We start from the raw sequence: 24,451 nt of genomic DNA, 5'->3' as shown, positions 1-24,451 counted from the left end.
GTCAATCAGAAGCAGGACCAAATGCAGTCAAAATGAGATTGTATCTGATCTGTGAGGGGGCAGCGTATGTTTGAGCGCGCTATTTTTTCGGCCCGGCTGAAAGAACTCATTCAGCGGCGGAACATGACCTATGCCGAGCTGGCCCGGGCGCTGGGGGTCTCCACCGCGCAGATCAGCGACATGGCCAACGGAAAAGCCGGGACCTCCATGGAGCGGCTGTATAAGCTCTGCAAGACCTTTGAGGTGTCTGCCGACTACCTGTTGGGTCTGACAGACGAGCCGCGGCCGTTGGCATAGGGCCGGTCCGGATGAGAACACAGAAAGAAGAGGGAAAAGTCATGAAGATCATCGTAGACGCCATGGGCGGCGACAACGCGCCCGCCTCAAACGTAAAGGGTGCACTGGCTGCCATCCGGGAGCAGGGAGTAGAGGTCATCCTGGTGGGCCGGGGGGAGGAGATCCTCCAGGTCCTCAACGAGGAGGGCATGAAGGAGCCCCCGGCAGGGATGGAGATCGTCCATGCCTCCGAGGTGGTGGAGATCTGTGACAATCCGGCCACCGCCTTCCGGGAGAAGAAGGACTCCTCCCTCACGGTGGGGCTCAATCTGCTCAAGGACGGCAAGGGCGACGCCTTTGTCTCGGCGGGCAGCACCGGCGCGCTGCTGGCGGCGGCCACCCTCATCGTCAAGCGCATCAAGGGCATTCGCCGGGCGGCCATGGCCCCGGTGGTGCCCACCGGAAACGGCGGGGCCGTCCTCATCGACTGCGGCGCCACCGCCGAGTGTACCCCCGAATACCTGCTCCAGTTCGCCTTCATGGGATCCTACTATGCCGAGCGGGTGCTGGGCCGTCCGGAGCCGCGGGTGGGCCTCCTGAACATCGGGGCCGAGCCCTCCAAGGGCACCGAGCTGCAGCAGAAGACCTACGCCCTCCTGCAGGAGGCCGGGGAGCAGGGCCGTATCCACTTCACCGGCAACGTGGAGGGCAAGGAGGCGGTCTACGGCGCGGTGGACGTGATTGTCTCCGACGGCTACTCGGGCAACATCTTCCTCAAGACCATGGAGGGGACCGGCGGCTTCCTGGCCAAGCAGCTCAAGGCCATGTTCAAGAAGAACCTGATCACCAAGCTGGCGGCCCTTCTGGTCTCGGGCGGCATCCGCTCCTTCAAGAAGATCCTGGACGCCGGAGAGGTGGGCGGCACCGCCTTCATCGGCATCTCCAAGCCGGTCATCAAGGCCCACGGCTCCTCTGACGACTATGCCATCAAGAATGCCATCCGGCAGGCCGCCAAGTTTGCCGCCTCGGGCATCATTGAGGACATCACCGAGAATGTGGAGCACATGCGTCTCCCCGTGCAGGTGAAAAAGGAAGAGGGCTGATTGTGGGTTTTCCACGATTTTCCCACGGTGAGAGAAAAAATCAAAAATCCTATTGACAGCTTGCCTTATCTTGCCTATTATTTTAGTGCAATTACCGTTCCTGAATACAGAACGATATGATAGGAGAAGATAGATATGATTTTTGAGAAAATCGTGGCTCTGCTGTCTGAGCAGCTGGGCGTGGACGCCGAGAACATCACCATGGACACCTCCTTTGAGGAGCTGGGCGCCGACTCCGTGGACGTGGTCGATCTGACCATGGCGGTGGAGGAGGCCTTCAACCTGGAGGACCTGGCCGATGAGAACCTGTCCGACATGACCACTGTGGGAGACTTCGTTCGTTTCCTGCAGACCAAGCTGGATTGATCGTTTGCCTGCAAGCCCCGCCCACGGCGGGGCTTGCGTTTTGAATCGTATGGAACTGGAGAAGAGGAGGAACCACCATGCGCCATCTGGAAGAGACCCTTGGATATACCTTTCACGACCGTTCCCTCTTAGAGAACGCGCTCACCCACAGCTCCTATGCCAATGAGAACCGGTTCAAGGGCTGCCAGAGCAATGAGCGTCTGGAGTTCCTGGGGGACTCGGTGCTGGGCATGGTGACTGCCGACTATCTGTTCCGCACCCACCCCGACCTGCCGGAGGGGGACCTGACCCGCACCCGGGCCGCCCTGGTGTGCGAGGAGAGCCTGGTGGAAGTGGCCAAGGCCTGGGGACTGGGGGAGTATCTCCGCCTGGGCAAGGGAGAGAACGCCGGCGGAGGCCGCCGCCGTCCCTCCATCCAGGCCGACGCGGTGGAGGCCGTGCTGGCCGCGGTCTACCTGGACGGCGGCATCGGCTCGGCCCGCAAGATTATCCAGAAATACATTCTGGACCGGGAGAGCGAGAAGGCCCGCAACCGGGACTACAAGACCGCCCTGCAGGAGCTGGTGCAGCGGGAGAGCGGCCAGGTCCTGCAGTACCGTCTGACCGGCTCCAGCGGGCCCGACCACGCCAAGATCTTCACGGTGGAGGTGGACCTGAACGGCGCCACCATCGGCCAGGGCGAGGGCCACAGCAAAAAAGAGGCGGAGCAGAACGCCGCCCGGGCCGCCATCGGCCATCTGGAGCATCCATAAACCAAAACACGCCGCGGAGGGGCTGCCGCGGCGTGTTTTTTGTGGGAAAGCGTTTGCAATGGCAGGGGGAAATTGATATAATACTTTATTACCATGTGATTTTGTGCCCTGAGGGGCGGTCGACGACTGAGAGGTGTCCGGTTTGTACTTAAAAGCGCTCGAGATCCAGGGGTTCAAGTCCTTTCCGGATAAGACCGTGCTGACCTTTGGGGAGGACATCACCGCCATCGTGGGCCCCAACGGCTCGGGCAAATCCAATCTGTCGGACGCCATCCGCTGGGTGATGGGGGAGCAGTCCACCCGGGCGCTCCGGGGCGGCAAGATGGAGGACGTGATCTTCGGCGGCACCGAGAAGCGCCGTCAGGTGGGCTTTGCCGAGGTCAGCCTGGTGCTGGATAACCAGGACCACGCCCTCTCCCTACCGGAGGACGAGGTCATGGTGACCCGCCGCTACTACCGCTCCGGAGAGAGCGAGTACTACATCAACCGCCGCACGGTCCGCCTCCGGGACGTGAACGAGCTCTTCATGGACACCGGACTGGGGCGGGAGGGCTACTCCATCATCGGCCAGGGCAAGATCGACGAGATCCTCTCGGTCAAGAGCGCCGACCGCCGGGAGATCTTTGAGGAGGCCGCGGGCATCTCCCGCTTCCGCCACCGGAAGGAGGAGGCCGAGCGCCGTCTGGAGCGGACCGAGGAGAACCTGGTGCGCATCCGGGACAAGATCGACGAGCTGGAGCTCCAGGTGGGGCCCCTCCGCCAGCAGGCGGAGAAGGCCCGGCGCTTCCTGCTCCTGCGGGATGAGATGCGCGGGCTGGAGATCTCCCTCTGGCTGGAGCAGCTGGACCGGGTGCGTACCGCCGCCATCAAGACCAACGCCGCCTGCGAGCAGGCCATCCGGCAGAAGGAGGAGGAGCAGCGGGAGCAGGAGCGGCTCTATGCCGAGGCCGAGGCCCTGGCCGGGGAGATGCGGACCCGGGAGGTGGAGGCCGAGGCGCGCCGGGCGGCCGTCATGCAGGGACAGAGCGAGGCCAACACCTTAGAGAGCGCCATCGCCCTCCTGCGCAGCGGCATTGCCCACAATCAGGAAAACGAGGGGCGCATCCGGCGGGAGCTGGAGCAGCAGACCGGGCGGGACGACGCCCTGTCGGCCCAGATCGCGGCCCGCCGGGCGCGTCTGACCGCCATTTTGCGCGACGGGGAAACCATTCGCGGGGGATTGGCGTCTAAAGAAAAAGAAGCCGGGGCGGCAGCCGGACAGGCGGGCGCTCTGGCGGCGGAGCTGGAGGCCCTGCGGGAGCAGGAGCGCTTGGACAGCGCCTCGGCCGCCGAGGCCCGTGCCCTCCTCTCCGCCCTGGCGGCGGCTGCCCAGGAGCTGCTGGACCGGGAATCCACCCTGCGCCGGGCTCTCGCCGAGGAAGAGGAGAGCCTGGGCAATCTGGAACAGGAGGCCGGGGAGAACGATACGGCCCTGAAGAGCGCCCGGTCCGACCGGGACGCCCTGGAAAACATCATCCAGGGCCATGTGCTGCGGGTGGAGGCCCGGGAGAAGAAGGCCGCCGCCGCCCGGGAGCGCGAGCGCGCGCTGGAGCTGGAGGACCACACCCTCCGCTCCCGCATCCACATGCTCACCGAGTTGGAGCGGTCCTATGAGGGCTATTCCAGAGCGGTCAAGCTGGTGATGGGGGAGGCCGAGCGGGGCCGCCTGAAGGGCGTACGGGGTCCGGTGGCCAGCCTCATCCGGGTGCCGGCCCCCTATGCCGTGGCCATCGAGACCGCCCTGGGCGGCGCCATGCAGCACCTGGTGGTGGAGCGGGAGGAGCACGGAAAGGCGGCCATCCAGTGGCTGAAACGCCGGGAGGGCGGCCGGGCCACATTCCTGCCCATGGACACCATCCGTCCCGTCCCCTTCCGGGAGAGCGGGGTGGAGCAGTCCCCCGGCTTTGTGGGCATGGGGGACGCTCTGGTGGAGTGCGAGGCGGCCTATGGAAAGATCTGTGCCAACCTGCTGGGGCGCACGGTGATCGCGGAGGATCTGGACGCCGCCGTGGCCATCGCCGGCGCCTACGGCCACCGCTTTAAGATCGTCACCCTGGACGGACAGGTGCTCAATCCGGGCGGCTCCATGACGGGCGGCTCGGTGAGCCGTTCGGCGGGGATCCTGAGCCGTTCCAACGAGCTGCAGCAGCTCTCCGCCCAGGAGCAGGAACTTGCCGCCGCCCTGGAAGAGGCCAAGGCGCGGCAGTCCGAGACCGAGCGGGAGGCCACCGCCGGGCGCTATGAACTGGAGAGCGCCCGGGGGGAGCTGCGCCGGCATGAGGACCGCATCCTCCAGCTGGAGGAGCGGGCGGAGCGCCAGAAAGAACGCCTGGGCGAGCTGCACGCCCGTCTGGACGAGCGAAAGGAAGAACTGGCCCAGCTGCTCCGGCGGCAGGAACAGACCGAGGCGGACACCGCCCAGGCCCGCTCACGCATCGAGACGCTGGAGGGCGCGGCTGAGGCCCTGCGCTCCGAGGCGGCCGGAAAAGAGGCGGGACAGGCCGCCGTCCGGCAGCGGGCGGAGGAGATCCGCACGGCGATGGACGCCCTCCACCGGCGCCTGGCCGGACTGGAGGCTGAGCGGGAGACCACCGAGGGCAGCCTCCGGGAGCTGGAGGCCCTGCGGAAGGAGTTGGCCGGAGACCGGGAGCAGCAGGCCGAGCGCCTGCGGGAATATGCCGGACAGAACGAGGCTATGGAGGCCGAGATCCGGGAGAAGGAGGCCGCCCTCCAGACCATCCGGGAGGAGAAGGAGGCCGCCGAGGCCGACATCCTCCGGCTCAACCAGGAGAAGCTGGAGCTGGAGGCCAGGCGCAACCGGGCCGACCGGGACAGCCGGGAGAAAAACGCCCAGCTCCTTCAGCTGGAGCGCACGGCCGCGGGCCTGGAGCAGAAGAAACAGGCCCACGCTATGGAGGAAAAGGGCCTTTTGGACAAGCTCTGGGAGAGCTACGAGCTCACCCACCAGGCGGCCCTCCAGCAGCGGGTGCCCCTGGAGAGCACCGCCCAGGCCCAGCGCCGGGTGGCCGAGCTCAAGCGGGGTATCGCGGGGCTGGGGAACATCAATCTGGACGCCATCGAGGAGTTCGAGCGGGTAAACGAGCGGTACACCTATCTGACCGAGCAGCGGGACGACGTGGAAAAGGCCAAGGCGGATCTGGCCGGGATCATCGCGGGCATCACCGCCGAGATGAAGCGCCTCTTCGGGGAGCAGTTCGTCCTGCTCAACGAGGCCTTTCAGACCACCTTCCGGGAGCTCTTCGGCGGCGGTCAGGCGGCCCTGGAGCTGGAGGACGCGTCGGACATCCTCAACTGCGGCATCGAGATCCGGGTCCAGCCGCCGGGCAAGGCGCTGAAGGTGCTCTCCCTCCTCTCGGGCGGGGAGAAGGCCTTTGTGGCCATCGCCCTCTATTTTGCCATTTTGAAGGTCCGGCCCACCCCCTTCTGCGTCATGGACGAGATCGAGGCGGCGCTGGACGACGCCAATGTGACCCGCTTTGCCCGCTATCTGCGCAGCGTGTCCAACAAGACCCAGTTTATCGTCATCACCCACCGCCGGGGCACCATGGAAGAGGCCGATGTGCTCTACGGTGTGACCATGCAGGAGCGGGGCGTGAGCCGGATGCTGACCATCAACCTCAACGATGTGGAGCGGGAGCTGGGCATCGAGTAAATTCCACAGGACCTACCGCGGAACGCAACCGATAAGAAAGAGAGAGGAAACAAGAGATGGATTATAAGAAAGCCTGGAAATACTCCAACCGGCTGACCGTGCTGGCGGTCTTCATCGTCATGCTGGGCGGCTACTTTGCCACCCGCTCCCAGATCCTGTTCTGGGGACTGGTGGGACTGGCGGTGGTGCTGGCGGCAGCCGGCTTTGTGGTGCACTTCAAGTGGTGCCGCTGTCCCCACTGCGGGGACCGGCTGCGGGTGACCGACTGGCTGATGCGTATGCCCAAGATGTGCCCGAAATGCCACAAGGAACTGAATTAACGAAAGGAACAGAAGGATATGGGCTTTTTTGATAAGATCAAGGCGGGCCTGACCCGCACAAAGGAGAATATCTCCAACATCGGCCACTCCTTCGACCAGCTCTTTGCAGGGGAGCTGGACGATGACTTCTATGATGAGCTGGAGGAGACCCTCATCCTCTCCGACATGGGAGTGGAGACCGCCATGAAGGCGGTGGAGGAGCTGCGCCGCCGGGCCAAAGCGGAGAAGATCAAGAACGCCGAGGAGGGCCGGGAGTGCCTGCGCGCCATCCTCACGGAGTTTTTGGAGGTGGGGGACCTCTCCCTCAAGCTGGATACCAAGCCGTCGGTGGCCCTGTTCATCGGGGTGAACGGCGTGGGCAAGACCACCACCATCGGCAAGCTCTCGGCCCACCTGAAGGGAGAGGGCCGGCGGGTACTCATGGCCGCCGCCGACACCTTCCGGGCGGCCGCTGCCGACCAGCTGGAGATCTGGTCCCAGCGCTGCGGGGTGGACATCGTCCGCCAGCACGAGGGGGCCGACCCGGCGGCAGTGGTCTTTGACGCCCTCTCGGCGGCCAAGGCCAGAGGAACCGACGTGGTGCTGGTGGACACCGCCGGCCGGCTCCACAACAAGCAGAATCTGATGAACGAGCTCAACAAGATCAGCCGCATTCTGGACCGGGAGCTGCCGGGCGCCGACCGGGAGACCCTGCTGGTGCTGGACGCCACCACCGGGCAGAACGGGCTCATCCAGGCCAAGCAGTTCAAGGAGGCCGCCGGGATCACCGGCATCGTCCTCACCAAGCTGGACGGCTCGGCCAAGGGCGGTATCGTCATCGCCATCGCCCAGGAGCTGGGCGTGCCCGTCAAGTTCATCGGCGTGGGCGAGGGCATCGACGACCTGATGCCCTTTGAGCCCGCCGAGTTTGTGAAGGCATTCGTATAAAAGGGACCATTCGGAACAAACGGCCGCCCCGGCGGCCCACAGTCAGGAGGTTTTATACCATGGAAAGAATCGACGGCCGCCGCCCGGACCAGCTCCGACCGGTGGAGATCATTCCCGGCATCAACCGGTTTGCGGAGGGCTCCTGCCTGATCCGCTGCGGCAACACCCATGTGCTGTGCACCGCCAGTGTGGAGGACCGCACCCCGCCCCACGTCCCCGAGGGGGAGGGTTGGGTGACCGCGGAGTACTCCATGCTCCCCCGGGCCAACCGGGAGCGCTCCAAGCGGGACATCGCCAAGCTCAAGCTCTCTCCCCGTTCGGCGGAGATCCAGCGGCTCATCGGCCGGGCGCTCCGGGCCGTGGTGGACCGCAAGGCCCTGGGCGAGCGCTCCATCACCGTGGACTGCGATGTGCTCCAGGGAGACGGCGGCACCCGTACCGCCTCGGTCACCGGCGGATTTGTGGCCCTGGCCCTGGCCTGCCGGAAGCTGATGGAGGAGGGCGTGCTGGAGCAGATGCCCCTGCGGGGCTATGTGGCGGCGGTCTCGGCCGGGATCGTGGGGGACACCCCCCTGCTGGACCTGTGCTATGAGGAGGACTCCTCCGCCCAGGTGGACCTGAACTGCGTCATGGACGGCAGCGGCCGCCTCATCGAGATCCAGGGCACCGGCGAGGGCCGCCCCTTCACCATCGAGGAGCAGCGCGCCCTGGTGGACCTGTGCGGCAAGGGCATTCAGGAGCTCCAGAAGCTCCAGGCCGACATCGTGGGGGTGCTGTGAGATGAAAATGGTATTAGCCAGCAAGAACCCCAAAAAGCTCCTGGAATTGCAGGCCATCCTCTCCGCCCAGGGGATCGAGGTGGTGCTGGAGTCCCAGGTGGGCATCGACGTGGACGTGGAGGAGACCGGCACTACCTTTGAGGAGAACGCCTTCCTCAAAGCCCATGCGGTGATGGAGGCCAGCGGTCTCCCCGCCGTGGCCGACGACTCGGGCCTGTGCGTGGACGCCCTGAACGGCGCTCCCGGGGTCTACTCCGCCCGGTACGGCGGGCCGGGGCTGGACGACGTGGGCCGCTACCGGCTCCTGCTGGAGAACATGCGGGGCCAGCTGGACCGGCGGTGCCGGTTCGTCTCGGCCATCTGCTGCTGCTTCCCCAACGGGGACCGGGTGGAGGCCCGGGGCGAGTGCCCGGGCACCCTGGCCTATGCCCCCAAGGGGAGCGACGGCTTCGGCTATGACCCCATTTTCTTCCTGCCCGAGCGGAAAAAGACCTTCGCCGAGCTGACGGCGGAGGAGAAGAACGCCATCTCCCACCGGGGCAGGGCGCTGGAGGCCTTTGGCGAGAAGCTCAAGGCCTACCTGGAAGGCTGAACAACAAATCAAATACAAAGGAGATAGAACATTGGATCTGACAAGCAAGCAGCGGGCCCAGCTTCGGGGCCTGGCCAACAGCATCGACACCATCGTACAGGTGGGCAAGGACGGCATCGGGGAGAACCTGCTCAAGCAGGTCAACGACGCCCTGGAGGCCCGGGAGCTCATCAAGGGCCGGGTGCTGGAGAACTCCATGCTCTCCCCCCGGGAGGCCGCCGAGGAGCTGGCCGTCAAGGCCCGGGCCGAGGTGGTGCAGGTCATCGGTACCAAATTTGTCCTCTACCGGAAGAGCCACCGCAAGGATCTGAAAAATCCCATCGTGCTGGTGAAGGACACCAAAAAGCGGGGATAAACAATTAGGCCGGAATCCCGGCGCGGAAAGGGTGCGGTATGATGAAAATCGGTATTTACGGAGGAACCTTCAATCCGCCACATCTGGGCCATATGGCAGCGGCCCGCTTCGCCATGGACGCCCTGGGCCTGGACAAGCTGCTCTTTGTCCCGGCGGCCCTCCCGCCCCATAAGACGCTGCCGGAGGGGACGCCCCCTGCGGCGGAACGTCTTGCCATGACCGAATTGATGGCGGACAATCTCCTGCGCCCCGGACAGGTGGAGGTGGACGACCTGGAGCTCCACCGGACGGGGAAGAGCTACTCCTCCGACACCATCCGGGCGCTCCACGAGCGCTATCCGGAGGATGAGCTGTGGTTCCTCATGGGGACCGATATGTTCCTCACCCTCCAAAACTGGCACGAGCCGGAGGTCATCCTGCGCTACGCGGGGGTGGCGGCCTTTGCCCGCACCCAGTCTGACTGCGGGGAGATGCTGGAGATCCAGAGCAAGTATCTCCACGACACCTACGGCGCGCGGGTGTGCACCGTGCAGCTGCCCGAGATCGTGGAGGTCTCCTCCACCGAGCTGCGGGGTATGCTGGCCCGGGGGGAGGGGGGGACCTATCTGTGTCCCGCCGTGTACGGCTATATCCTGATGCACGGGCTGTACGGCACCCACGCGGATCTGACCAGGCTCACCGACGAGCAGCTGCGGGCCTGCTCCTATTCCATGGTACGGGCCAAGCGGATCCGGCACATCCGCGGGACGGAGGAGGAGGCGGTGCGCCTGGCCCTCCACTGGGGCGCGGATGCGGAGCTGGCCCGCAAAGCGGGCATCCTCCATGACTGCACGAAATATTTGGAGTTGGACGAGCAGTTGCATTTATGCGCGAAATATGGTATCGTTTTGGACGAATTGGAGCGGCGCGCGGTCAAGCTGCTCCACTCCAAGACCGGCGCGGCCATCGCCCGGGAGGTCTTCGGCATGCCGCAGGAGGTGTATGACGCCATCTACTGGCACACCACCGGCAAGGGGAATATGACCCTGCTGGAGAAGATCCTCTATGTGGCTGACTATATGGAGCCAAACCGGGATTTTGAGGGAGTGGAGCGGCTAAGGGAGCTGGCTTACAGCGACCTGGACGCCGCGGTGCTCCTGGGGTGTGAAATGAGCATCCAGGATATGGAGGAGCGGGGACAGCCCGTCCACTTCCGTACCCAGGAGGCCTATGATTGGTTGCGGAACAGAAAGCGAGACTAGACGGAATGGAAACAGATAAGAGAGAACACCGGCGGGGCGGCGCGCGGCTGCAGCATACTGCCTCCGGTCCCAGCAGGAAAGAGCCGGGCAAGCCCCGGAAAAACCGGTCCAAAGGGCCGAAAAAGCCATGGAAGCAGCTCAGAACGCAGGAGAAGGTCCTCCGGGTCCTTCTGATCGTGGCCGCGGTGCTGGCCGCGGTGCTGCTGGCAGCCTTCCTCTTTCTGCACTTCTTTATTCAAAAGCCCACGCTCCCCACGGAGCCCAAGGTCCCCATGCCGCAGGAGAGCGGGGAGCTGCTGGCCACGGACCGGCCCGGCCGCACCTCCGCCGACCGGAAGGAGGATTTCTTCACCTTCCTGGTGATCGGCCGGGATACCGGCGGCGGCGGCAACACCGATACCCTCATGCTGGCGGCCTACGATGTGCCCAATCAGAAGCTCAATGTCATGAGCATCCCCCGCGACACCATGGTCAATGTGCCCTGGGATATTAAAAAGATCAATTCGGTCTATAATTTCTACGGCGGCGGGGATGAGGGCATCCAGGCCCTGTACAAGGAGATCAGCCAGCTGGTGGGCTTTGTCCCCGACTACGAGGTCATCGTGGAGTGGGAGGCCGTGGGCGAGCTGGTGGATGCCCTGGGCGGCGTGTATTTCGACGTCCCCATCGACATGAACTATGACGATCCCACCCAGGACCTGCACATCCACATCAACAAGGGCTATCAGAAGCTCAACGGCGAGCAGGCCATGGGCGTGGTCCGCTACCGCCACGACAATATGGTCAACGGCAAGATGAAGGGCTACCCCAACGGGGACCTGGGCCGGATCGAGACCCAGCAGGCCTTCCTCACCGCCGTGGTGGAGCAGTGCCTCCAGATCCAGAACGTGACCCGCATCAATGAGCTGGCCAAGGTCTTTACCAAGAATGTGACCACCGACCTCACCGTCAACAACCTGGCGTGGTTTGCCCAGCAGGCCATTTTCGGCGGCTTGCAGATGGAGAACGTGAACTTCTGCACCATGCCCAACCAGGGAGAGATGGTGTGGAGCCGCAGCTACCACAACTACCAGTCCTATGTGACCCCCATTGAGGACGAGCTGGTGGATCTGGTCAACGAGTGCTTCAATCCCTATAAGGAAGATCTGGACCCCAGTGAGCTGGACATCATGAGCGTGGACGACAACGGCCGCCTCCACTCCACCACCGGACGGGTGGAGGACACCAAGGCCAACAGCTCCGGCGGCGGAAGTTCCTCCTCCAGCAGCCAGAGCGGGAGCAGCACCTCCAAGCCCTCCAGCACGCCCAAGCCCTCTGCAACCCCCAAGCCCGAGGTGACGGCCACTCCGACAACCAAGCCCAGCGAGACACCCACCGAGAGCGCACAGCCCTCTCAGCCGGTGGAGAGTGCGACCCCCGCGCCCAGCACCCCGGTTGAGACAACTACCCCGGCGCCCAGCGCAGAACCCACTCCGGCGCCGACGGCCGCTCCCACGGCAGCGCCCACCGCTCCGCCCGCAGATGGCGGCGGAGAGGTCGTGCTCCCGCCCGAGGCGGTCAGTTAATCCACAAAAGAGAAAAAAGGAGAATCGTCTATGACGCCCAAAGAACTCGCGTTGGCCGCGGTCAAGGCCCTGGACAGCAAAAAGGGCCAGGACATCAAGGTCCTGGAGACCGGACACCTGACCACCCTGGCCGACTATTTTGTCCTGTGTACCGCCACCTCCACCACGCAGGTCAAGGCCCTGGCCGACACCTGTGAGAAGATGCTCAAGGATCAGGGGGAGATGCCCCACCATGTGGAAGGCCACCGGGACGGCGGCTGGATCCTGCTGGACTTCTCCTCCGTGGTGATCCATGTGTTCATGGAGGAGTCCCGGAAGTTTTATGATCTGGAGCGGCTCTGGTCCGATGCCACCGAGGTGGACATCAGCGACATCGTGCTGCCCAACGGCTAAAGAAAAAGCCCCATCTCCGCATCGGAGATGGGGCTTTTTTGTGTACGGAGGAGCTCAGACCTCCTCGTCCGGGGTATCCTCCCCGTGGGGGTCGTCATAGACCTGGACCTCATCCGGGGAGAGGATGCCCTGCCGGACATAGTAGTCCCCGATGGCGGCCTTGATGGCCTGCTCGGCCAGTACGGAGCAGTGCATCTTGTGCAGGGGGAGTCCGCCGAGGGCCTGGGCCACCTGGTCGTTGGTCAGGGTGAAGGCCTGCTCCACCGTGCGGCCCTTGATGAGCTCGGTGGCCATGGAGCTGGTGGCCACGGCGGCGCCGCAGCCAAAGACCTTGAATTTGGCGTCGGTGATGATGCCGTCCTCCACCCGCAGGGTGATCTGCATGATGTCGCCGCACTTGGGGTTTCCGGCCACGCCGACCGCGTCGGCATGCTCGATGGTGCCCAGATTGCGGGGATGATAAAAATGGTCCATGACCTGATCGGTATACATAGCAGGATCCTTTCCGGGCGCCCACAGGCGCACCAAACAGTTTAAAAGTCCTAATATGAATTATAAGAAGCAGGGTGGGAAAAGTCAAGACAGGGGCTTTTCATTGACGAACGGTTCGGGGAATGGTATAGTGGACAAAAAGCGGCATATTCTGCGAAGGGAAGGGCCGCACAGAAACCTGCTCCCGCTGGAATAGAGGGGCAGGAAAGGAGAACGTATGGATAAAAAATTACTTCGGAGCATTCTTCTCATCATCACCTATACGGTGTTGCTGGTGCTGGTGGTCATCAAGTTTGATGAGCTGATGCGGCTGTTTTCCTATCTGGTGGGGCTGCTCAAGCCGGTCTATATCGGGTTTGCGCTGGCCTTTATCCTCAACCGGCCCTGTCAGGCCCTTTACCGGCTCTATCACCGAGGGCTTGGCCGCACCAGAGCCGACGGACTCAGCCGCCCCCTGGCGGTGGCCTCCTCCTATGTGCTGCTGATCGCGGTGGTGACCGTCATCACCTCTTTCATCACGCCCAAGGTGGTGGAGAGCATCCAGATCTTTGCCTCGAACCTGAGCGGATACCTCTATAATCTGCAAAAGATATGCTGGGAACTCTCTCAGTATCTGCATCTGGAGAATCTGGCCCAGAGTCTGCCCAACATTCCCCAGCTCAGCACCTATCTGAAGGACATCCTGGATAACCTGGCCCAGGGACTGAGCAGCACCCTGCTGGGCGTGGTCTCCCTGACCAGCAGCCTGATCTCTATGGTGGTGACCGGCGTACTCTCCATCATTTTCTCCATTTACATGCTGGGCGGCCGGGAGAAGCTGCTGCCCCAGTGCCGGCGGCTGCTCCAGGCCTACACCCGGCCCCGCACGTCGGCGGCGGTGCTGGATGTGGTCCATCTGACGGCGGACACCTTCACGAATTTTGTCACCGGACAGCTCATCGAGGCCTGCATCCTGGGCGGCCTGTGCGCTGGGGGAATGCTCTTCATCCAGGCCGATTATGCCCCCCTGGTGGGCGTCATCATCGGCGTCTCCGCCCTCATTCCGGTGGCGGGCGCCTATATCGGGGCCATTCTGGCGGCCTTTCTGCTGGTGATGGTCTCTCCCCTCAAAGCCCTTATTTTCCTGATTTTCCTGTCCATCCTCCAGCAGATCGAGGGCAACGTCATCTATCCCCGGGTGGTGGGCACCTCCATCGGCCTGCCCGGCATCTGGGTGCTGACGGCGGTCACGGTGGGCGGCGGTCTCTTCGGCCTGCCGGGCGTGCTCCTCAGCGTTCCCGTGGCCTCGGTGCTCTATGCGCTGCTGAAAAAGGATGTGCGCAAGCGCCTCGCCGAAAGACATGATCTGTGATACACCCATTTCCCGGTCCAGTCGGACCGGGAAATTTTTTTGGAAGGACCGGTAACCTTTTCACGCCATAGGCCGTGTTATGAGTAGAAGGGCCAGGAGGTGACGGTCAACTGCGCGGGGGATCTGTTCCGCGCTCCGTGGCGCAGGCACAGCCGCCCGCTGGATGACGCGGATGGCCTCACCGCCCCGGAGCGGGAGGAGAGCGGCGTGCTGGACGCGGTGCTCTCCCTGCCCGAGCGGTACCGGGCCGTGTGCACCTTGCAATACTGGTACATCCCCATCGGCTCCGAGGATACCGCCGGGCCGGGACACTGGCTGGAGCAATTGCCGGAATAGAGACAGAAAGCGCCGCTCCCGGACCATCGCAGCAGTCCGGGAGCGGCGCAGTTTGTGGAAAAGATCAGTCGTCGACCTGGAAATCCGGCTTGGCAGGACTTCCGGGCAGAAGTTCCAGCGAGAAGGCTCCGCTGGTCTCATAGGCAGCCAGGACCACCCGGGTCTCCCCGGCAGGGAGCGTGAGGGTATTGTCCCCCGGCTCCAGATCGGTGAGGCCGCCCTCCGGATCGGAGAGGACCAGACGGTAGCCGGTACCGGGGTCCTCCACCGTATAGCGCAGGGTACAGGTCCCACCCTCCGGCAGGGAGAGGGTGCCCAGGGTGTCCCACCCGGTCATGGAGTGCCACTGAGCGGCATAGCCGCCGGGTAGGGTGTGGCCCATCCAAAAGGTCTGGCGATAGGAGCTGCTTCCCCCGCGCAGGTCCTCATCGGTAATATCGGCAAGACTGTGGATCGGATGGAATCCAAAGCTGTGCAGAAGGAGAAACAGGAGAGCCGCCGCAGCTGCCAGCAAAACCGCTGGCACGGCCAGAGCGATCACAAGGGCGTGGACTGAGATGCCCCGTTTTTTCATATGGGACCACCTCCTTTTGCCTCATTTTAGCATGGAGGGCCGGATCAGGCAAGAAAAACACCCGCTCCGCCCGCTTTTGACGGGAGCCCCTTGCAATCCCGGCACTTTTTCGGTATAATGAAACAGATTCCGTAAAAAGCCGGTCCAAGGGCGTCAGCTGGGGCCGGAACCGATATTTTCTAGGAAAGCGTGATAGCGTTGAAGTACGATTTCGCATCCATTGAGCCCAAGTGGCAAAAGAAGTGGCAGGAGGCCGGCGTCTACAAGACGCCCGACCACAGCGACAAGCCCAAGTTCTACGCCCTGGTGGAGTTCCCCTATCCCTCCGGACAGGGCCTGCACGTGGGCCATGCCCGCCCCTACACCGCCATGGACGTGGTGGCCCGCAAGCGGCGCATGGACGGCTATAACGTTCTCTTCCCCATGGGCTACGATGCCTTCGGCCTGCCCACCGAGAACTATGCCATCAAAAACCACATCCACCCTGCCAAGGTGACCCACGACAACATCGAGAATTTCCGCAAGCAGCTCCAGATGCTGGGCTACTCCTTCGACTGGGACCGGGAGGTCAACACCACCGACCCCAGCTACTACAAGTGGACCCAGTGGATCTTCCTCCAGCTGTGGAAGAAGGGTCTGGCCTACAAGACCACCATGCCCGTGAACTGGTGCACCTCCTGTAAGTGCGTCCTGGCCAACGAGGAAGTGGTGGAGGGCGTGTGCGAGCGCTGCGGCTCCCCCGTCATCCGCAAGGAGAAGAGCCAGTGGATGCTCAAGATCACCGAGTACGCCCAGCGCCTCATCGACGATCTGGACGGACTGGACTTCATCGAGCGGGTCAAGACCCAGCAGAAGAACTGGATCGGCCGCTCCACCGGCGCGGAGGTCACCTTCAAGGCCACCACCGGGGAGGAGATCGTGGTCTTTACCACCCGTCCTGACACCCTCTTCGGCGCCACCTATATGGTGCTCTCCCCTGAGCATGCCCTGGTGAAGAAGTGGCTGGAGAACGGCACCCTCACCAACGCCGCCGAGGTGAAGGACTACCAGGCCGCCGCCGCCTCCAAGTCCGATCTGGAGCGCACCGAGCTCAACAAGGAAAAGACCGGCGTGTGCCTGGCCGGTGTGAAGGGCGTCAACCCGGTCAACGGGAAGGAGATCCCTATTTTCATCTCCGACTACGTCCTCTCCACCTACGGCACCGGCGCCATCATGGCCGTGCCCGCCCACGACGACCGCGACTGGGAGTTTGCCAAGAAGTTCGGCTGTGAGATCATTGAGGTGGTCTCCGGCGGCGAGGACGTGCAGAAGGCCGCCTTCACCGCCAAGGACGAGACCGGCATCCTGGTCAACTCCGAGTTCCTCAACGGCATGACCGTGAAGGACGCCATCCCCGTCATCACCAAGTGGCTGGAGGAGAAGGGCATCGGTCACGCCAAGGTCAACTTCAAGCTGCGCGACTGGGTCTTCTCCCGTCAGCGCTACTGGGGCGAGCCCATTCCCATGGTCTACTGTGAGAAGTGCGGCTGGCAGCCCATTCCCGAGGACCAGCTCCCCCTGCTCCTGCCCGACGTGGAGAGCTATGAGCCCACCGACGACGGCGAGAGCCCCCTCAGCAAGATGACCGACTGGGTCAGCACCACCTGTCCCTGCTGCGGCGGTCCCGCCCGGCGGGAGACCGACACCATGCCCCAGTGGGCCGGTTCCTCCTGGTATTTCCTGCGCTATATGGACCCCCACAACGACAAGGCCCTGGCCTCGCCCGAGGCCCTGAAGTACTGGTCCCCCGTGGACTGGTACAACGGCGGCATGGAGCACACCACCCTGCACCTGCTCTACTCCCGCTTCTGGCACAAGTTCCTCTACGACATCGGCGTGGTGCCCACCAAGGAGCCCTATCAGAAGCGCACCAGCCACGGCATGATCCTGGGCGAGGGCGGAGAGAAGATGTCCAAGTCCCGCGGCAACGTCATCAACCCCAACGACGTGGTGGCCCAGTACGGCGCCGACACCATGCGCCTGTATATCATGTTCATCGGCGACTTTGAGAAGGCCGCCGCCTGGAGCGACAACGCCGTCAAGGGCTGCAAGCGCTTCCTGGACCGGGTGTGGAACTTGGCCGAGCAGTGCGCCGACTCCATGGAGTACTCCAGCGCCAACGAGAGCGCCATCCACAAGGCCATCAAGAAGGTCTCCGCCGACATTGAGGCCATGAAGTTCAACACCGCCATCGCCGCCCTCATGGCGCTGGTCAACGACTTCTATCAGAACGGCTGCTCCAAGGGCGACCTGAGCGCCCTGCTGCTCATGCTCTCTCCCTTTGCCCCCCACATGGTGGAGGAGATGTGGGAGAACCTGGGCCTGGCCAAGGAGCGCGGCATGGCCTGCACCCAGAGCTGGCCCACCTACGACGAGAGCAAGACCGTGGCCAGCGAGGTCACCATGGCCGTGCAGGTCTCCGGCAAGCTCCGCGGCACCATCACCGTTCCCATGGACAGCGGGGAGGAGGCCGTGGTGGCCGCCGCCCTGGCCGATCCCAAGGTGCAGAAGTTTGTGGAGGGCAAGCAGATCGTCAAGACCATCCTGGTGCCCAACAAGCTGGTCAACCTGATCGCGAAGTAAGACGGCGCCCCGGTCTGAGCAGGATTTTTCCACCGCGTCCCGCCGGGATGTGGACAAAGGAAAATTTATAGCTTGACAAAAACAGAAAATTTGCATATAATATCTTATTGTTAAAGCCATAACTATCAGTATGTGGCCCTTTGGCGGCGTGACCGCCGCTTCGGAGGGAGGGGAAATCAATGTCGGAAGTCCGTGTGAAGGACGGTGAGTCCTTGGAGAACGCGCTCAAGCGCTTCAAGCGCAGCTGCGCCAAGTCGGGCGTCCTGGCCGAAGTGCGCAAGCGTGAGCACTACGAGAGCCCGAGCGTCAAGCGCCGCAAGAAGTCTGAGGCTGCCCGTAAGAACCGCAAGAAGTTTTATTAAAAGCAAGCTGGGCCCCGCACCACATCGGTGCGGGGCTTTTCTTGTCCGCAGACGGCGGGAAGGATGCCGGATTCTTGCAATGGGACGGGAAAAATGGTAGACTGGACCTGTTACGATGGAACTTTGGTTCCAGTTCAGCGGCGTCCCAGCCAGATCCGGGCGGGGGACGCTTTTCCATGAAGTACGGATCACAGAGACAGGGCGGGCCTGGGTGCTCTCCCCGAGAAGGAGGGCGGTTCACGCCATGATTTATCGATGCAGCCATCCGGGATGCTCCATGATCCTGGAACAGGAGGAGAACGGCGCGGTATGTCCGGAGTGCGGGCATTCCATGGGGGCGGTGAGCGAGGCCGCCCTCACCGGAAAGGACTGGGCCCTGCTGGGCAGCTGGTGGATCGAGGGTCCCCGGCGGGACGAGGCGCGGGCCTGTGCCTGCTTCCGGCGCTCCGCCCAGGTGGGGGATCCCTGCGGCATCAGCAATCTGGGCTGGTGCCTGGAAAACGGCATCGGGGTGGAGGCCGACCCCAGACAGGCCGCGTGGCTCTACGAGCAGGCCGCCCTGCTGGACTACGTCCCGGCCATGTGTAATTTCGGCTTCTGCCTGCAAAACGGCATCGGTACCGGACGGGACCCGGAGCGGGCGGTGGAGTGGTACCGCAAGGCCGCGGAGATGACCTTTCCCCGGGCCCAGATCCTGCTCTCCCGCTGCTACCACGAGGGCATCGGGGTGGGGCGGGACGAGGCGGAATCCCTGGCCTGGCTGAAGGCGGCGGCCTTTCAGGGGGACCCGGGCGGACAGGCCGAGCTGGGCCGCCGGTATGAGTTCGGCGACGGGGTGGAGCAGTCCGCCGCCATCGCCGTGCGCTGGTACCGCGCCGCCGCCGAGCAGGGCCATGCGGACGGCATGTGCTGCCTGGGGGTGTGCTATGAGTACGGGGTGGGCGTGCCCGCCGACCGTGCCCGGGCCGCCCAGTGGTACCGGGCCGCCGCTGAGGCCGGAGACGTGCGGGCCATGGGAAACTACGCCTGGTGCTGTGAGACCGGCTCCGGAGTCCCCCAGGACCTGGAGACGGCCGCCCGCTGGTATCGCGCCGCCGCCGAGCGGGGCAATCCCCGGGGCATGTGCTGTCTGGGCTGGTGCTATGAGTACGGCACCGGCGTCCCAAGGGATATGAGCGAGGCGGTGCGCTGGTACCGTGCCGCCGCCGCCCTGGGCTATGCCCGGGCCCAGTGCAACCTGGGCGTGTGTCTGGAGCGGGGCGAGGGGACGAAGGCCGATGTGCCGGGGGCAGTGGCCCTCTACCGGGCCGCCGCGGAGCAGGACTATGCCCCCGGGCAGTGCTGTCTGGGCTTTTGCTACTACATGGGGATCGGTGTGGAGCAGGACCCGGAGGAGGCGGTGCGCTGGTACCGTGCCGCCGCCGAACAGGGCTATCCCCGTGCCATGCGGGAGCTGGGGGTGTGCTGTGAGACCGGCTCCGGAGTGCCCAAGGACCCGGCCGCCGCTGTGGAGTGGTACCGCCGGGCCGCCGAGCTGGAGGATGTGCCCGCCATGTGCAATCTGGGCTGGTGCTATGAGTTCGGCTCCGGCGTGCCCCAGGACGACGCCCAGGCCGTGGCGTGGTATGAGAAGGCGGCGAAGCAGAACTATCCCCGTGCCATGACCAATCTGGGGGTGTGTTATGAGCAGGGCCGGGGCGTCCCACAGGCCGACAGCCGGGAGGCCATGCGTCTCTACCGTGCCGCCGCCGAGCAGGACTATGGCCGGGCCCAGTGCTATGTGGGGATCAACTACTACTACGGGGACGGCGGAGTGGAGCAGGACGACGCCCAGGCGGCAGACTGGTTCCGCCGCGCCCTGGACAGCGGCTATGAGGAGAGCGCCTACTGGCTGGGGCTGTGTGCCTGGAACGGCCGGGGCATGGCCGAGGACCGTACCGCCGCCGTGGACTGGTTCCGCCGCGCCGCCGAGGCCGGCGTGGTCCGCGCGGGCTTCTACCTGGGCCTGGCCGCCGAGCGGGGCTGGGGCGCGGAGCAGAGCGGAGAAGAGGCCGCGCGCTGGTACCGCTGGGCCGCGGAACAGGGGGACGCCTCCTCCCAGTACAATCTGGGCTGGCTCTACACCCGGGGCGAAGGGGTCCCGGCGGAGGAGGAGCAGGCCGTGGCCTGGTTCCGCCGTGCCGCCGAGCAGGGCGATCCCGACGCCATGTGCGTGCTGGGCCTGCGCTATGAGCGGGGCGAGGGCGTGGAGCAGGACTGGAGCACCGCTGTGGAGTGGTACCGCCGCGCCGCCGACCGGGGCAGCCTGACCGGCATGTGCAATCTGGCCTGGTGCTGCGAGCGGGGCCTGGGGATGGAGACCGACTATCCCCAGGCGATCCACTGGTACCGCCGGGCCGCCGAAGAGGGCAGCCTGCGCGGGATGAACAACCTGGGGGAGCTCTACCGGAAGGGAAAGGGCGTGGAGCGGGACTATGACGCCGCCCTGGCCCTCTACCGCCGTGCCGCCGAGCGGGAGGACGACACCGCCCTCTACAACCTGGGCGAGTGCTATGAGCTGGGGCAGGGGGTGGAGCCCGATCTGGAAAAGGCCCTCACCTACTACCGCCATGCTGCCAAGCTGGGGGAGGGCAGCGCCCTGTGCGCCCTGGGCCGGTTTTATGAGAAGGGCGTCCAGGTGACGGCCGATCCGGCCAAGGCCCTCTCCTATTACCGGCAGGCGGCCGACCGGGAGGACGCCGAGGGGATGTACCGCCTGGCCCTGTGCTATCTGGAGGGGAAGGCGGTGGAGACCGACCCGGCCGCCGCCCGGGAGCTGTGCCGCCGCGCCCTGGAGAGCCAGGACCTGGAGAACGAGGGGGACGCCCATCTCCGGGAGGCACTGGAGGGCCTCATGGAGCGGCTGAAGGGCTGAGGGCTATTCCAGCAGCCCGGGCAGCAGGTCGTCCACCTGTGCGTAGGGAACAAAGGCGTGGGAGATGCCCATCCGGGCGCCCAGCTGACATTTTTTCCGGATGGAGCCCGCATCGTCGAAGAGGACGAAGTGGGCTCCATCTGTTTTGGTCATGTAGGTGAAGTAGTGAGCGCACAGCTCATGGGAGAAAAAGACCGAGCCGCCCCGCTCCTCCAGCTGCTCGGCCAGCGCCGGACGGGAGAGGGGGACCCCCTCTCCCGTGGGGGAGGGGAGGAGGAAATCCTGGGCCAGCCGCTCGATCCGGAGGGCCAGACGGGAGGGGCCGTACTGCTCGGCCGCCTCGGCCAGGCGCTGCTCCAGGGAGCCGCCCGACAGGGCCGTGGGGATGAGCACGCAGGCGTGGTCCGAGGCCGCCCCATAGCGCTCGGGCACATAGAGGGGCCAGCCCCGGCGCTGGAGGGCCTCCCCCAGCTCGGCCACCGCCCGCTGGAGCACGGGGATGGGCCGGTCGGGAAAGGCGCAGTATACCCCCTGAAAGCCCCGGGCCGAGCACTCCCGCAGGACCTCCTGGCAGAAGGCGGAGGGCTCCCCCCGGCCGTCGAAGCCCTCGCAGTCCATGGCCAGGATCCCGCCCCGGGCGGCCACGGGCAAATTGGCCCGGAACAGGTGGGGCCCGCCGCCCACCCGGTAGGCCAGATGGGCCGCGGGCAGGTTCTGTTCCCGTGCGGACCGCTCCAGGGCGGGCGGCGTGAGAAAAATGAGTTTGCAATCGGTAACCATGCTGAGGTACCCCCTTGTATCCATGGTGGAGCAATGTTATAATGCAAATTACGGCGTAAGCCGGTATAATGGACTCTATGCAGGGCAAGTTGGAAACAGTCCTGCGGAAAGGCGGTGGACCGTGGCGCTTTCCCTGCTGGCGGACCGGGTATTCCCCTCCGTACAAGCCATATCGCCCCGGTGGCTGGCGCAAGAGGGCATCACCCTCCTGCTGGCCGATCTGGACAATACCCTTTCAGCCTATGGCGTGCCCGAGCCGGACGAGCCGGTGCGGGCCTGGGAAAGGGCCCTGCGGGAGGCGGGCGTGACCCTCTTCATCCTCTCGAATAACCGCAAACCCGAGCGGGCCAGGCGCTATGCCCAGTCCCTGGGCGTGCCCTACATCGGACACGCGGGAAAGCCCAAGCCGGGCTCCTTCCACCGGGCCATGGAGCAGATGGGCGTGGGCCCCGGGCAGACTGCCATCGTGGGCGATCAGATCTTTACCGATATTCTGGGCGGGAAGCGGGCCGGGGTGCGCACCCTTTTGGTGGAGCCCATCCGGCTGGCGGGCAATCCGGGCCGCTATCTGCGCTACGCGGCGGAGTGGCCCTTCCGCGCCCTGGCCAAGCAAAGGAGCAAATAGCATGAGCGTATCATTTGGGCCCGCGGGCAATTCCGACTCCTTCTCCCGGGCGCACAAGTCCTCTCTGGCGGCCCCCGGCTGGATCCGGGCCTTTGGCCTGGACGCCTATGAGTACCAGTGCGGCAAGGGGGTCAACGTGGGGGAGGAGACCGCCCGCAAGCTGGGGGAGAACGCCCGGAAGGAGGGCATCCGCCTCTCCCTCCACGCCCCCTACTTTATTAATCTGGCCAATCCCGACCCGGAGAGCCTGCAAAAGACCATCGGCTATATCACCGCCGCCTGCCGGGCCGCCGACTGGATGGGGGCCGAACGGGTGGTCATCCACTCGGGCGCCCTCATGAAGCGGACGCGGCGGGAGGCGCTGGACATCGCGCTGCGTTCCCTGGAGGAAGTGGTGAAGGCCTGCGACGCCGCCGGATACGGACACATCACCCTCTGTCCCGAGACCATGGGCAAGATCAACCAGCTGGGCGATCTGGACGAGGTGCTGGAGCTGTGTCAGGTGGATGAGCGATTGCTCCCCACGGTGGACTTCGGCCATCTCTATGCCCGGAGCTTGGGCGAGGAGCAGGGGGAGGAGGCCACCGAGCGGATGCTGGACAAGCTGGAGCGCGCCCTGGGCGAGGAGCGGGCCAGCCGCTTCCACAGCCATTTCTCCCGCATCCAGTTCACCCCCAACGGGGGCGAGAAAATGCACCTCACCTTTGAGCAGGACGAGTTTGGGCCCGACCATCTCCCGCTGATGCGGTCCCTGGCCCGCCGGGGGTGGAGCCCCACCATCATCTGTGAGTCGGCGGGGACCCAGGCGGAGGACGCCCTGACCATGAAGCGGGCTTATGAGCATTTTCTGGGGACGGACTGAGGGCCGCCCCCATGGATAGAAAGGAAGTCAGAACCATGAATCATCTGGAGAAGATCGCATCCAAACTGGATGCCTACGGTCTGGACGCCATGCTGGTGACCAGCGAGCCCGGCGAGTTCTACGCCATCGGCTTTCACGGCGAGGGCGCCGTGGTGGTGGGCAAGCAGGAGACGCGGTATTTCACCGACTCCCGCTACATTGAGGCCGCTGAGCATCAGGTGACCGGTGCCAAGATCACCATGACCACCCGCACCGTGAGCCAAAAAGCCATGGTGGTCCAGGCGGTGGAGGAGATGGGCATCCGCAAGTTGGGCATCGAAGAGGGCTACATGACGGTGCAGGACTATCAGAGCTATGAAAAGGCGCTCTCCTGCCAGCTGGTGCCCGCTCAGCAGCTGCTCACCGATCTGCGCGCCGTGAAGGACGGGGAGGAGCGGGAGGCCCTCATCCACGCCCAGCGCATCTCGGAGAAGGCCTTTGAGGAGATCCTCAAGTTCATCCGCCCCGGCATGACCGAGAAGGAGATCGCCGCCCGGCTGGTGTATGACATGCTCCGCTTCGGCGCGGAGAAGATGTCCTTTGACCCCATCGTGGTCTCCGGCCCCAACGGGAGCCTGCCCCACGGTATCCCCAGCGACAAGAAGGTGCAGGAGGGCGAGTTCATCACCATGGACTTCGGGTGCAAGTACCAGGGCTACTGCTCCGATATGACCCGCACCGTGGCGCTGGGAGAGCCCAGCGAGGAGATGAAGAAGGTCTACTACACGGTGCTGGAGGCCCAGAAGGCCGGTATCGCCGCGGCCAAGGCGGGGGTGCGGGGCTGCGACATCCACAACGCCGCGGCCAAGGTCATCGAGGACGCCGGCTACGGAGCGTACTTCGGCCACGGCTTCGGACACAGCGTGGGCATTGAGATCCACGAGTCCCCCAACGCCAATCACAGCAATCAGGACCCCATGCCCGAGGGGGTCGCGGTCTCCGCGGAGCCGGGGATCTACCTGCCGGGAAAATTCGGCGTGCGCATCGAGGATGTGATCCTTCTCACCCAGGATGGGTGCGAAGACATCACCCTGGCGCCGAAAGAGCTCATCGTTCTGTAAAAAACCTGAAAAACCCTTGCAAATATGGGGATAATGGAGTAAAATAGCTTAG

Annotated in this window: 24 protein-coding genes; 21 read left to right on the top strand and 3 right to left on the bottom strand. The window is 64.5% G+C overall.

Annotation, left to right across the window (positions count from 1 at the left end; genetic code table 11):
• Positions 1 to 66 precede the first annotated feature (66 nt).
• From I2C21_RS03100 to rsfS, 13 genes are all read left to right on the top strand, one after another.
• A complete protein-coding gene (locus I2C21_RS03100; RefSeq protein ID WP_186962911.1) occupies positions 67 to 297 on the top strand; it encodes a helix-turn-helix domain-containing protein in 231 nt (76 codons plus the stop codon).
• Positions 298 to 338: 41 nt separating this feature from the next.
• On the top strand, positions 339 to 1,379 hold the full coding sequence (gene plsX, locus I2C21_RS03095) for a phosphate acyltransferase PlsX (RefSeq protein WP_193536227.1): 1,041 nt from the start codon (positions 339 to 341) through the stop codon (positions 1,377 to 1,379).
• A gap of 135 nt (positions 1,380 to 1,514) precedes the next feature.
• Positions 1,515 to 1,745 carry an acyl carrier protein gene (locus I2C21_RS03090; RefSeq protein ID WP_101693739.1) on the top strand — a complete coding sequence of 77 codons (231 nt, stop codon included), beginning with the start codon at positions 1,515 to 1,517 and terminating at the stop codon, positions 1,743 to 1,745.
• 77 nt (positions 1,746 to 1,822) lie between these two features.
• On the top strand, positions 1,823 to 2,497 hold the full coding sequence (rnc, locus tag I2C21_RS03085) for a ribonuclease III (RefSeq protein WP_101693738.1): 675 nt from the start codon (positions 1,823 to 1,825) through the stop codon (positions 2,495 to 2,497).
• A 142-nt stretch (positions 2,498 to 2,639) separates the two neighbouring features.
• Entirely contained in the window at positions 2,640 to 6,209 is a 3,570-nt protein-coding gene (gene smc / locus I2C21_RS03080; RefSeq protein WP_207730560.1) for a chromosome segregation protein SMC, read from the top strand.
• Between the two features lie 56 nt (positions 6,210 to 6,265).
• Entirely contained in the window at positions 6,266 to 6,529 is a 264-nt protein-coding gene (locus I2C21_RS03075) for a hypothetical protein (protein WP_101693736.1), read from the top strand.
• 18 nt (positions 6,530 to 6,547) lie between these two features.
• On the top strand, positions 6,548 to 7,456 hold the full coding sequence (gene ftsY, locus I2C21_RS03070; RefSeq protein WP_101693735.1) for a signal recognition particle-docking protein FtsY: 909 nt from the start codon (positions 6,548 to 6,550) through the stop codon (positions 7,454 to 7,456).
• A 59-nt stretch (positions 7,457 to 7,515) separates the two neighbouring features.
• Positions 7,516 to 8,235 (top strand): ribonuclease PH, encoded by a 720-nt coding sequence (rph, locus tag I2C21_RS03065; protein WP_101693734.1) that lies wholly within the window; start codon positions 7,516 to 7,518, stop codon positions 8,233 to 8,235.
• Between the two features lies 1 nt (position 8,236).
• Entirely contained in the window at positions 8,237 to 8,827 is a 591-nt protein-coding gene (gene rdgB / locus I2C21_RS03060; RefSeq protein WP_186962908.1) for an RdgB/HAM1 family non-canonical purine NTP pyrophosphatase, read from the top strand.
• A 31-nt stretch (positions 8,828 to 8,858) separates the two neighbouring features.
• Entirely contained in the window at positions 8,859 to 9,182 is a 324-nt protein-coding gene (yhbY, locus tag I2C21_RS03055) for a ribosome assembly RNA-binding protein YhbY (RefSeq protein WP_101693732.1), read from the top strand.
• 41 nt (positions 9,183 to 9,223) lie between these two features.
• Complete coding sequence (nadD, locus tag I2C21_RS03050) at positions 9,224 to 10,423, top strand: nicotinate (nicotinamide) nucleotide adenylyltransferase (protein ID WP_101694017.1); 1,200 nt, start codon at positions 9,224 to 9,226, stop codon at positions 10,421 to 10,423.
• Between the two features lie 5 nt (positions 10,424 to 10,428).
• A complete protein-coding gene (locus tag I2C21_RS03045; protein ID WP_101693731.1) occupies positions 10,429 to 11,988 on the top strand; it encodes an LCP family protein in 1,560 nt (519 codons plus the stop codon).
• Positions 11,989 to 12,018: 30 nt separating this feature from the next.
• Entirely contained in the window at positions 12,019 to 12,381 is a 363-nt protein-coding gene (rsfS, locus tag I2C21_RS03040) for a ribosome silencing factor (RefSeq protein ID WP_101693730.1), read from the top strand.
• Positions 12,382 to 12,435: 54 nt separating this feature from the next.
• Here rsfS and I2C21_RS03035 read toward each other — a convergent pair whose 3' ends face one another.
• On the bottom strand, positions 12,436 to 12,873 hold the full coding sequence (locus I2C21_RS03035) for an iron-sulfur cluster assembly scaffold protein (RefSeq protein ID WP_101693729.1): 438 nt from the start codon (positions 12,871 to 12,873) through the stop codon (positions 12,436 to 12,438).
• Positions 12,874 to 13,090: 217 nt separating this feature from the next.
• Between I2C21_RS03035 and I2C21_RS03030 the strand changes: the two genes are divergently transcribed.
• Together I2C21_RS03030 and I2C21_RS03025 are read left to right on the top strand one after the other, a co-directional pair.
• Complete coding sequence (locus I2C21_RS03030; RefSeq protein ID WP_186962906.1) at positions 13,091 to 14,224, top strand: AI-2E family transporter; 1,134 nt, start codon at positions 13,091 to 13,093, stop codon at positions 14,222 to 14,224.
• A gap of 99 nt (positions 14,225 to 14,323) precedes the next feature.
• The gene (locus I2C21_RS03025; RefSeq protein ID WP_195278455.1) at positions 14,324 to 14,560 is read left to right on the top strand and encodes an RNA polymerase sigma factor; all 237 of its coding nucleotides are present in this window, start codon (positions 14,324 to 14,326) and stop codon (positions 14,558 to 14,560) included.
• A gap of 64 nt (positions 14,561 to 14,624) precedes the next feature.
• Here the strand turns inward: I2C21_RS03025 and I2C21_RS03020 are convergent, their stop codons facing one another.
• Entirely contained in the window at positions 14,625 to 15,134 is a 510-nt protein-coding gene (locus I2C21_RS03020; protein ID WP_195278454.1) for a hypothetical protein, read from the bottom strand.
• 198 nt (positions 15,135 to 15,332) lie between these two features.
• On the opposite strand from I2C21_RS03020, the gene leuS reads away from it, so the two are divergent.
• The 3 genes from leuS (at position 15,333) to I2C21_RS03005 (ending at position 21,032) form a co-directional block, all read left to right on the top strand.
• Positions 15,333 to 17,756 (top strand): leucine--tRNA ligase, encoded by a 2,424-nt coding sequence (leuS, locus tag I2C21_RS03015; protein WP_101693724.1) that lies wholly within the window; start codon positions 15,333 to 15,335, stop codon positions 17,754 to 17,756.
• A gap of 179 nt (positions 17,757 to 17,935) precedes the next feature.
• On the top strand, positions 17,936 to 18,118 hold the full coding sequence (gene rpsU / locus I2C21_RS03010; protein WP_101693723.1) for a 30S ribosomal protein S21: 183 nt from the start codon (positions 17,936 to 17,938) through the stop codon (positions 18,116 to 18,118).
• A 244-nt stretch (positions 18,119 to 18,362) separates the two neighbouring features.
• Entirely contained in the window at positions 18,363 to 21,032 is a 2,670-nt protein-coding gene (locus I2C21_RS03005) for a tetratricopeptide repeat protein (RefSeq protein WP_195278453.1), read from the top strand.
• A 3-nt stretch (positions 21,033 to 21,035) separates the two neighbouring features.
• Here the strand turns inward: I2C21_RS03005 and I2C21_RS03000 are convergent, their stop codons facing one another.
• On the bottom strand, positions 21,036 to 21,812 hold the full coding sequence (locus I2C21_RS03000) for a hypothetical protein (protein WP_195278452.1): 777 nt from the start codon (positions 21,810 to 21,812) through the stop codon (positions 21,036 to 21,038).
• A gap of 121 nt (positions 21,813 to 21,933) precedes the next feature.
• On the opposite strand from I2C21_RS03000, the gene I2C21_RS02995 reads away from it, so the two are divergent.
• From I2C21_RS02995 to I2C21_RS02985, 3 genes are read left to right on the top strand one after another with little or no spacing between them, the layout of a single operon-like run.
• On the top strand, positions 21,934 to 22,437 hold the full coding sequence (locus I2C21_RS02995; protein ID WP_328821007.1) for a YqeG family HAD IIIA-type phosphatase: 504 nt from the start codon (positions 21,934 to 21,936) through the stop codon (positions 22,435 to 22,437).
• A gap of 1 nt (position 22,438) precedes the next feature.
• Positions 22,439 to 23,299, top strand: a complete 861-nt coding sequence (locus I2C21_RS02990) for a TIM barrel protein (protein ID WP_193536239.1) — start codon at positions 22,439 to 22,441, stop codon at positions 23,297 to 23,299.
• A gap of 35 nt (positions 23,300 to 23,334) precedes the next feature.
• On the top strand, positions 23,335 to 24,399 hold the full coding sequence (locus tag I2C21_RS02985) for a M24 family metallopeptidase (RefSeq protein ID WP_186962901.1): 1,065 nt from the start codon (positions 23,335 to 23,337) through the stop codon (positions 24,397 to 24,399).
• The last annotated feature ends 52 nt before the right edge of the window (positions 24,400 to 24,451 follow it).

The sequence above is a fragment of the Clostridium sp. J1101437_171009_A5 genome (assembly GCF_015547905.1).
GTDB classification, from domain to species: Bacteria; Bacillota; Clostridia; order Oscillospirales; family Oscillospiraceae; genus Pseudoflavonifractor_A; species Pseudoflavonifractor_A gallinarum.
The sequence above is the reverse complement of the archived record's forward strand: the minus strand, read 5'-3'. Positions and strand labels throughout refer to the sequence as shown.

Excerpts from the sequence above, each read along its gene's own strand:
- I2C21_RS03030 (WP_186962906.1), top strand. The coding sequence starts at position 13,091 with ATGGATAAAAAATTACTTCGGAGCATTCTTCTCATCATCACCTATACG.
- I2C21_RS02990 (WP_193536239.1), top strand. The coding sequence starts at position 22,439 with ATGAGCGTATCATTTGGGCCCGCGGGCAATTCCGACTCCTTCTCCCGG.
- rsfS (WP_101693730.1), top strand. The coding sequence starts at position 12,019 with ATGACGCCCAAAGAACTCGCGTTGGCCGCGGTCAAGGCCCTGGACAGC.
- I2C21_RS03045 (WP_101693731.1), top strand. The coding sequence starts at position 10,429 with ATGGAAACAGATAAGAGAGAACACCGGCGGGGCGGCGCGCGGCTGCAG.
- rdgB (WP_186962908.1), top strand. The coding sequence starts at position 8,237 with ATGAAAATGGTATTAGCCAGCAAGAACCCCAAAAAGCTCCTGGAATTG.
- I2C21_RS02985 (WP_186962901.1), top strand. The coding sequence starts at position 23,335 with ATGAATCATCTGGAGAAGATCGCATCCAAACTGGATGCCTACGGTCTG.
- I2C21_RS03005 (WP_195278453.1), top strand. The coding sequence starts at position 18,363 with ATGATTTATCGATGCAGCCATCCGGGATGCTCCATGATCCTGGAACAG.
- I2C21_RS03000 (WP_195278452.1), bottom strand. The coding sequence starts at position 21,812 with ATGGTTACCGATTGCAAACTCATTTTTCTCACGCCGCCCGCCCTGGAG.
- rnc (WP_101693738.1), top strand. The coding sequence starts at position 1,823 with ATGCGCCATCTGGAAGAGACCCTTGGATATACCTTTCACGACCGTTCC.
- rpsU (WP_101693723.1), top strand. The coding sequence starts at position 17,936 with ATGTCGGAAGTCCGTGTGAAGGACGGTGAGTCCTTGGAGAACGCGCTC.
- I2C21_RS03035 (WP_101693729.1), bottom strand. The coding sequence starts at position 12,873 with ATGTATACCGATCAGGTCATGGACCATTTTTATCATCCCCGCAATCTG.
- rph (WP_101693734.1), top strand. The coding sequence starts at position 7,516 with ATGGAAAGAATCGACGGCCGCCGCCCGGACCAGCTCCGACCGGTGGAG.
- nadD (WP_101694017.1), top strand. The coding sequence starts at position 9,224 with ATGAAAATCGGTATTTACGGAGGAACCTTCAATCCGCCACATCTGGGC.
- ftsY (WP_101693735.1), top strand. The coding sequence starts at position 6,548 with ATGGGCTTTTTTGATAAGATCAAGGCGGGCCTGACCCGCACAAAGGAG.
- I2C21_RS03100 (WP_186962911.1), top strand. The coding sequence starts at position 67 with ATGTTTGAGCGCGCTATTTTTTCGGCCCGGCTGAAAGAACTCATTCAG.
- plsX (WP_193536227.1), top strand. The coding sequence starts at position 339 with ATGAAGATCATCGTAGACGCCATGGGCGGCGACAACGCGCCCGCCTCA.
- I2C21_RS03090 (WP_101693739.1), top strand. The coding sequence starts at position 1,515 with ATGATTTTTGAGAAAATCGTGGCTCTGCTGTCTGAGCAGCTGGGCGTG.
- I2C21_RS03075 (WP_101693736.1), top strand. The coding sequence starts at position 6,266 with ATGGATTATAAGAAAGCCTGGAAATACTCCAACCGGCTGACCGTGCTG.
- I2C21_RS03020 (WP_195278454.1), bottom strand. The coding sequence starts at position 15,134 with ATGAAAAAACGGGGCATCTCAGTCCACGCCCTTGTGATCGCTCTGGCC.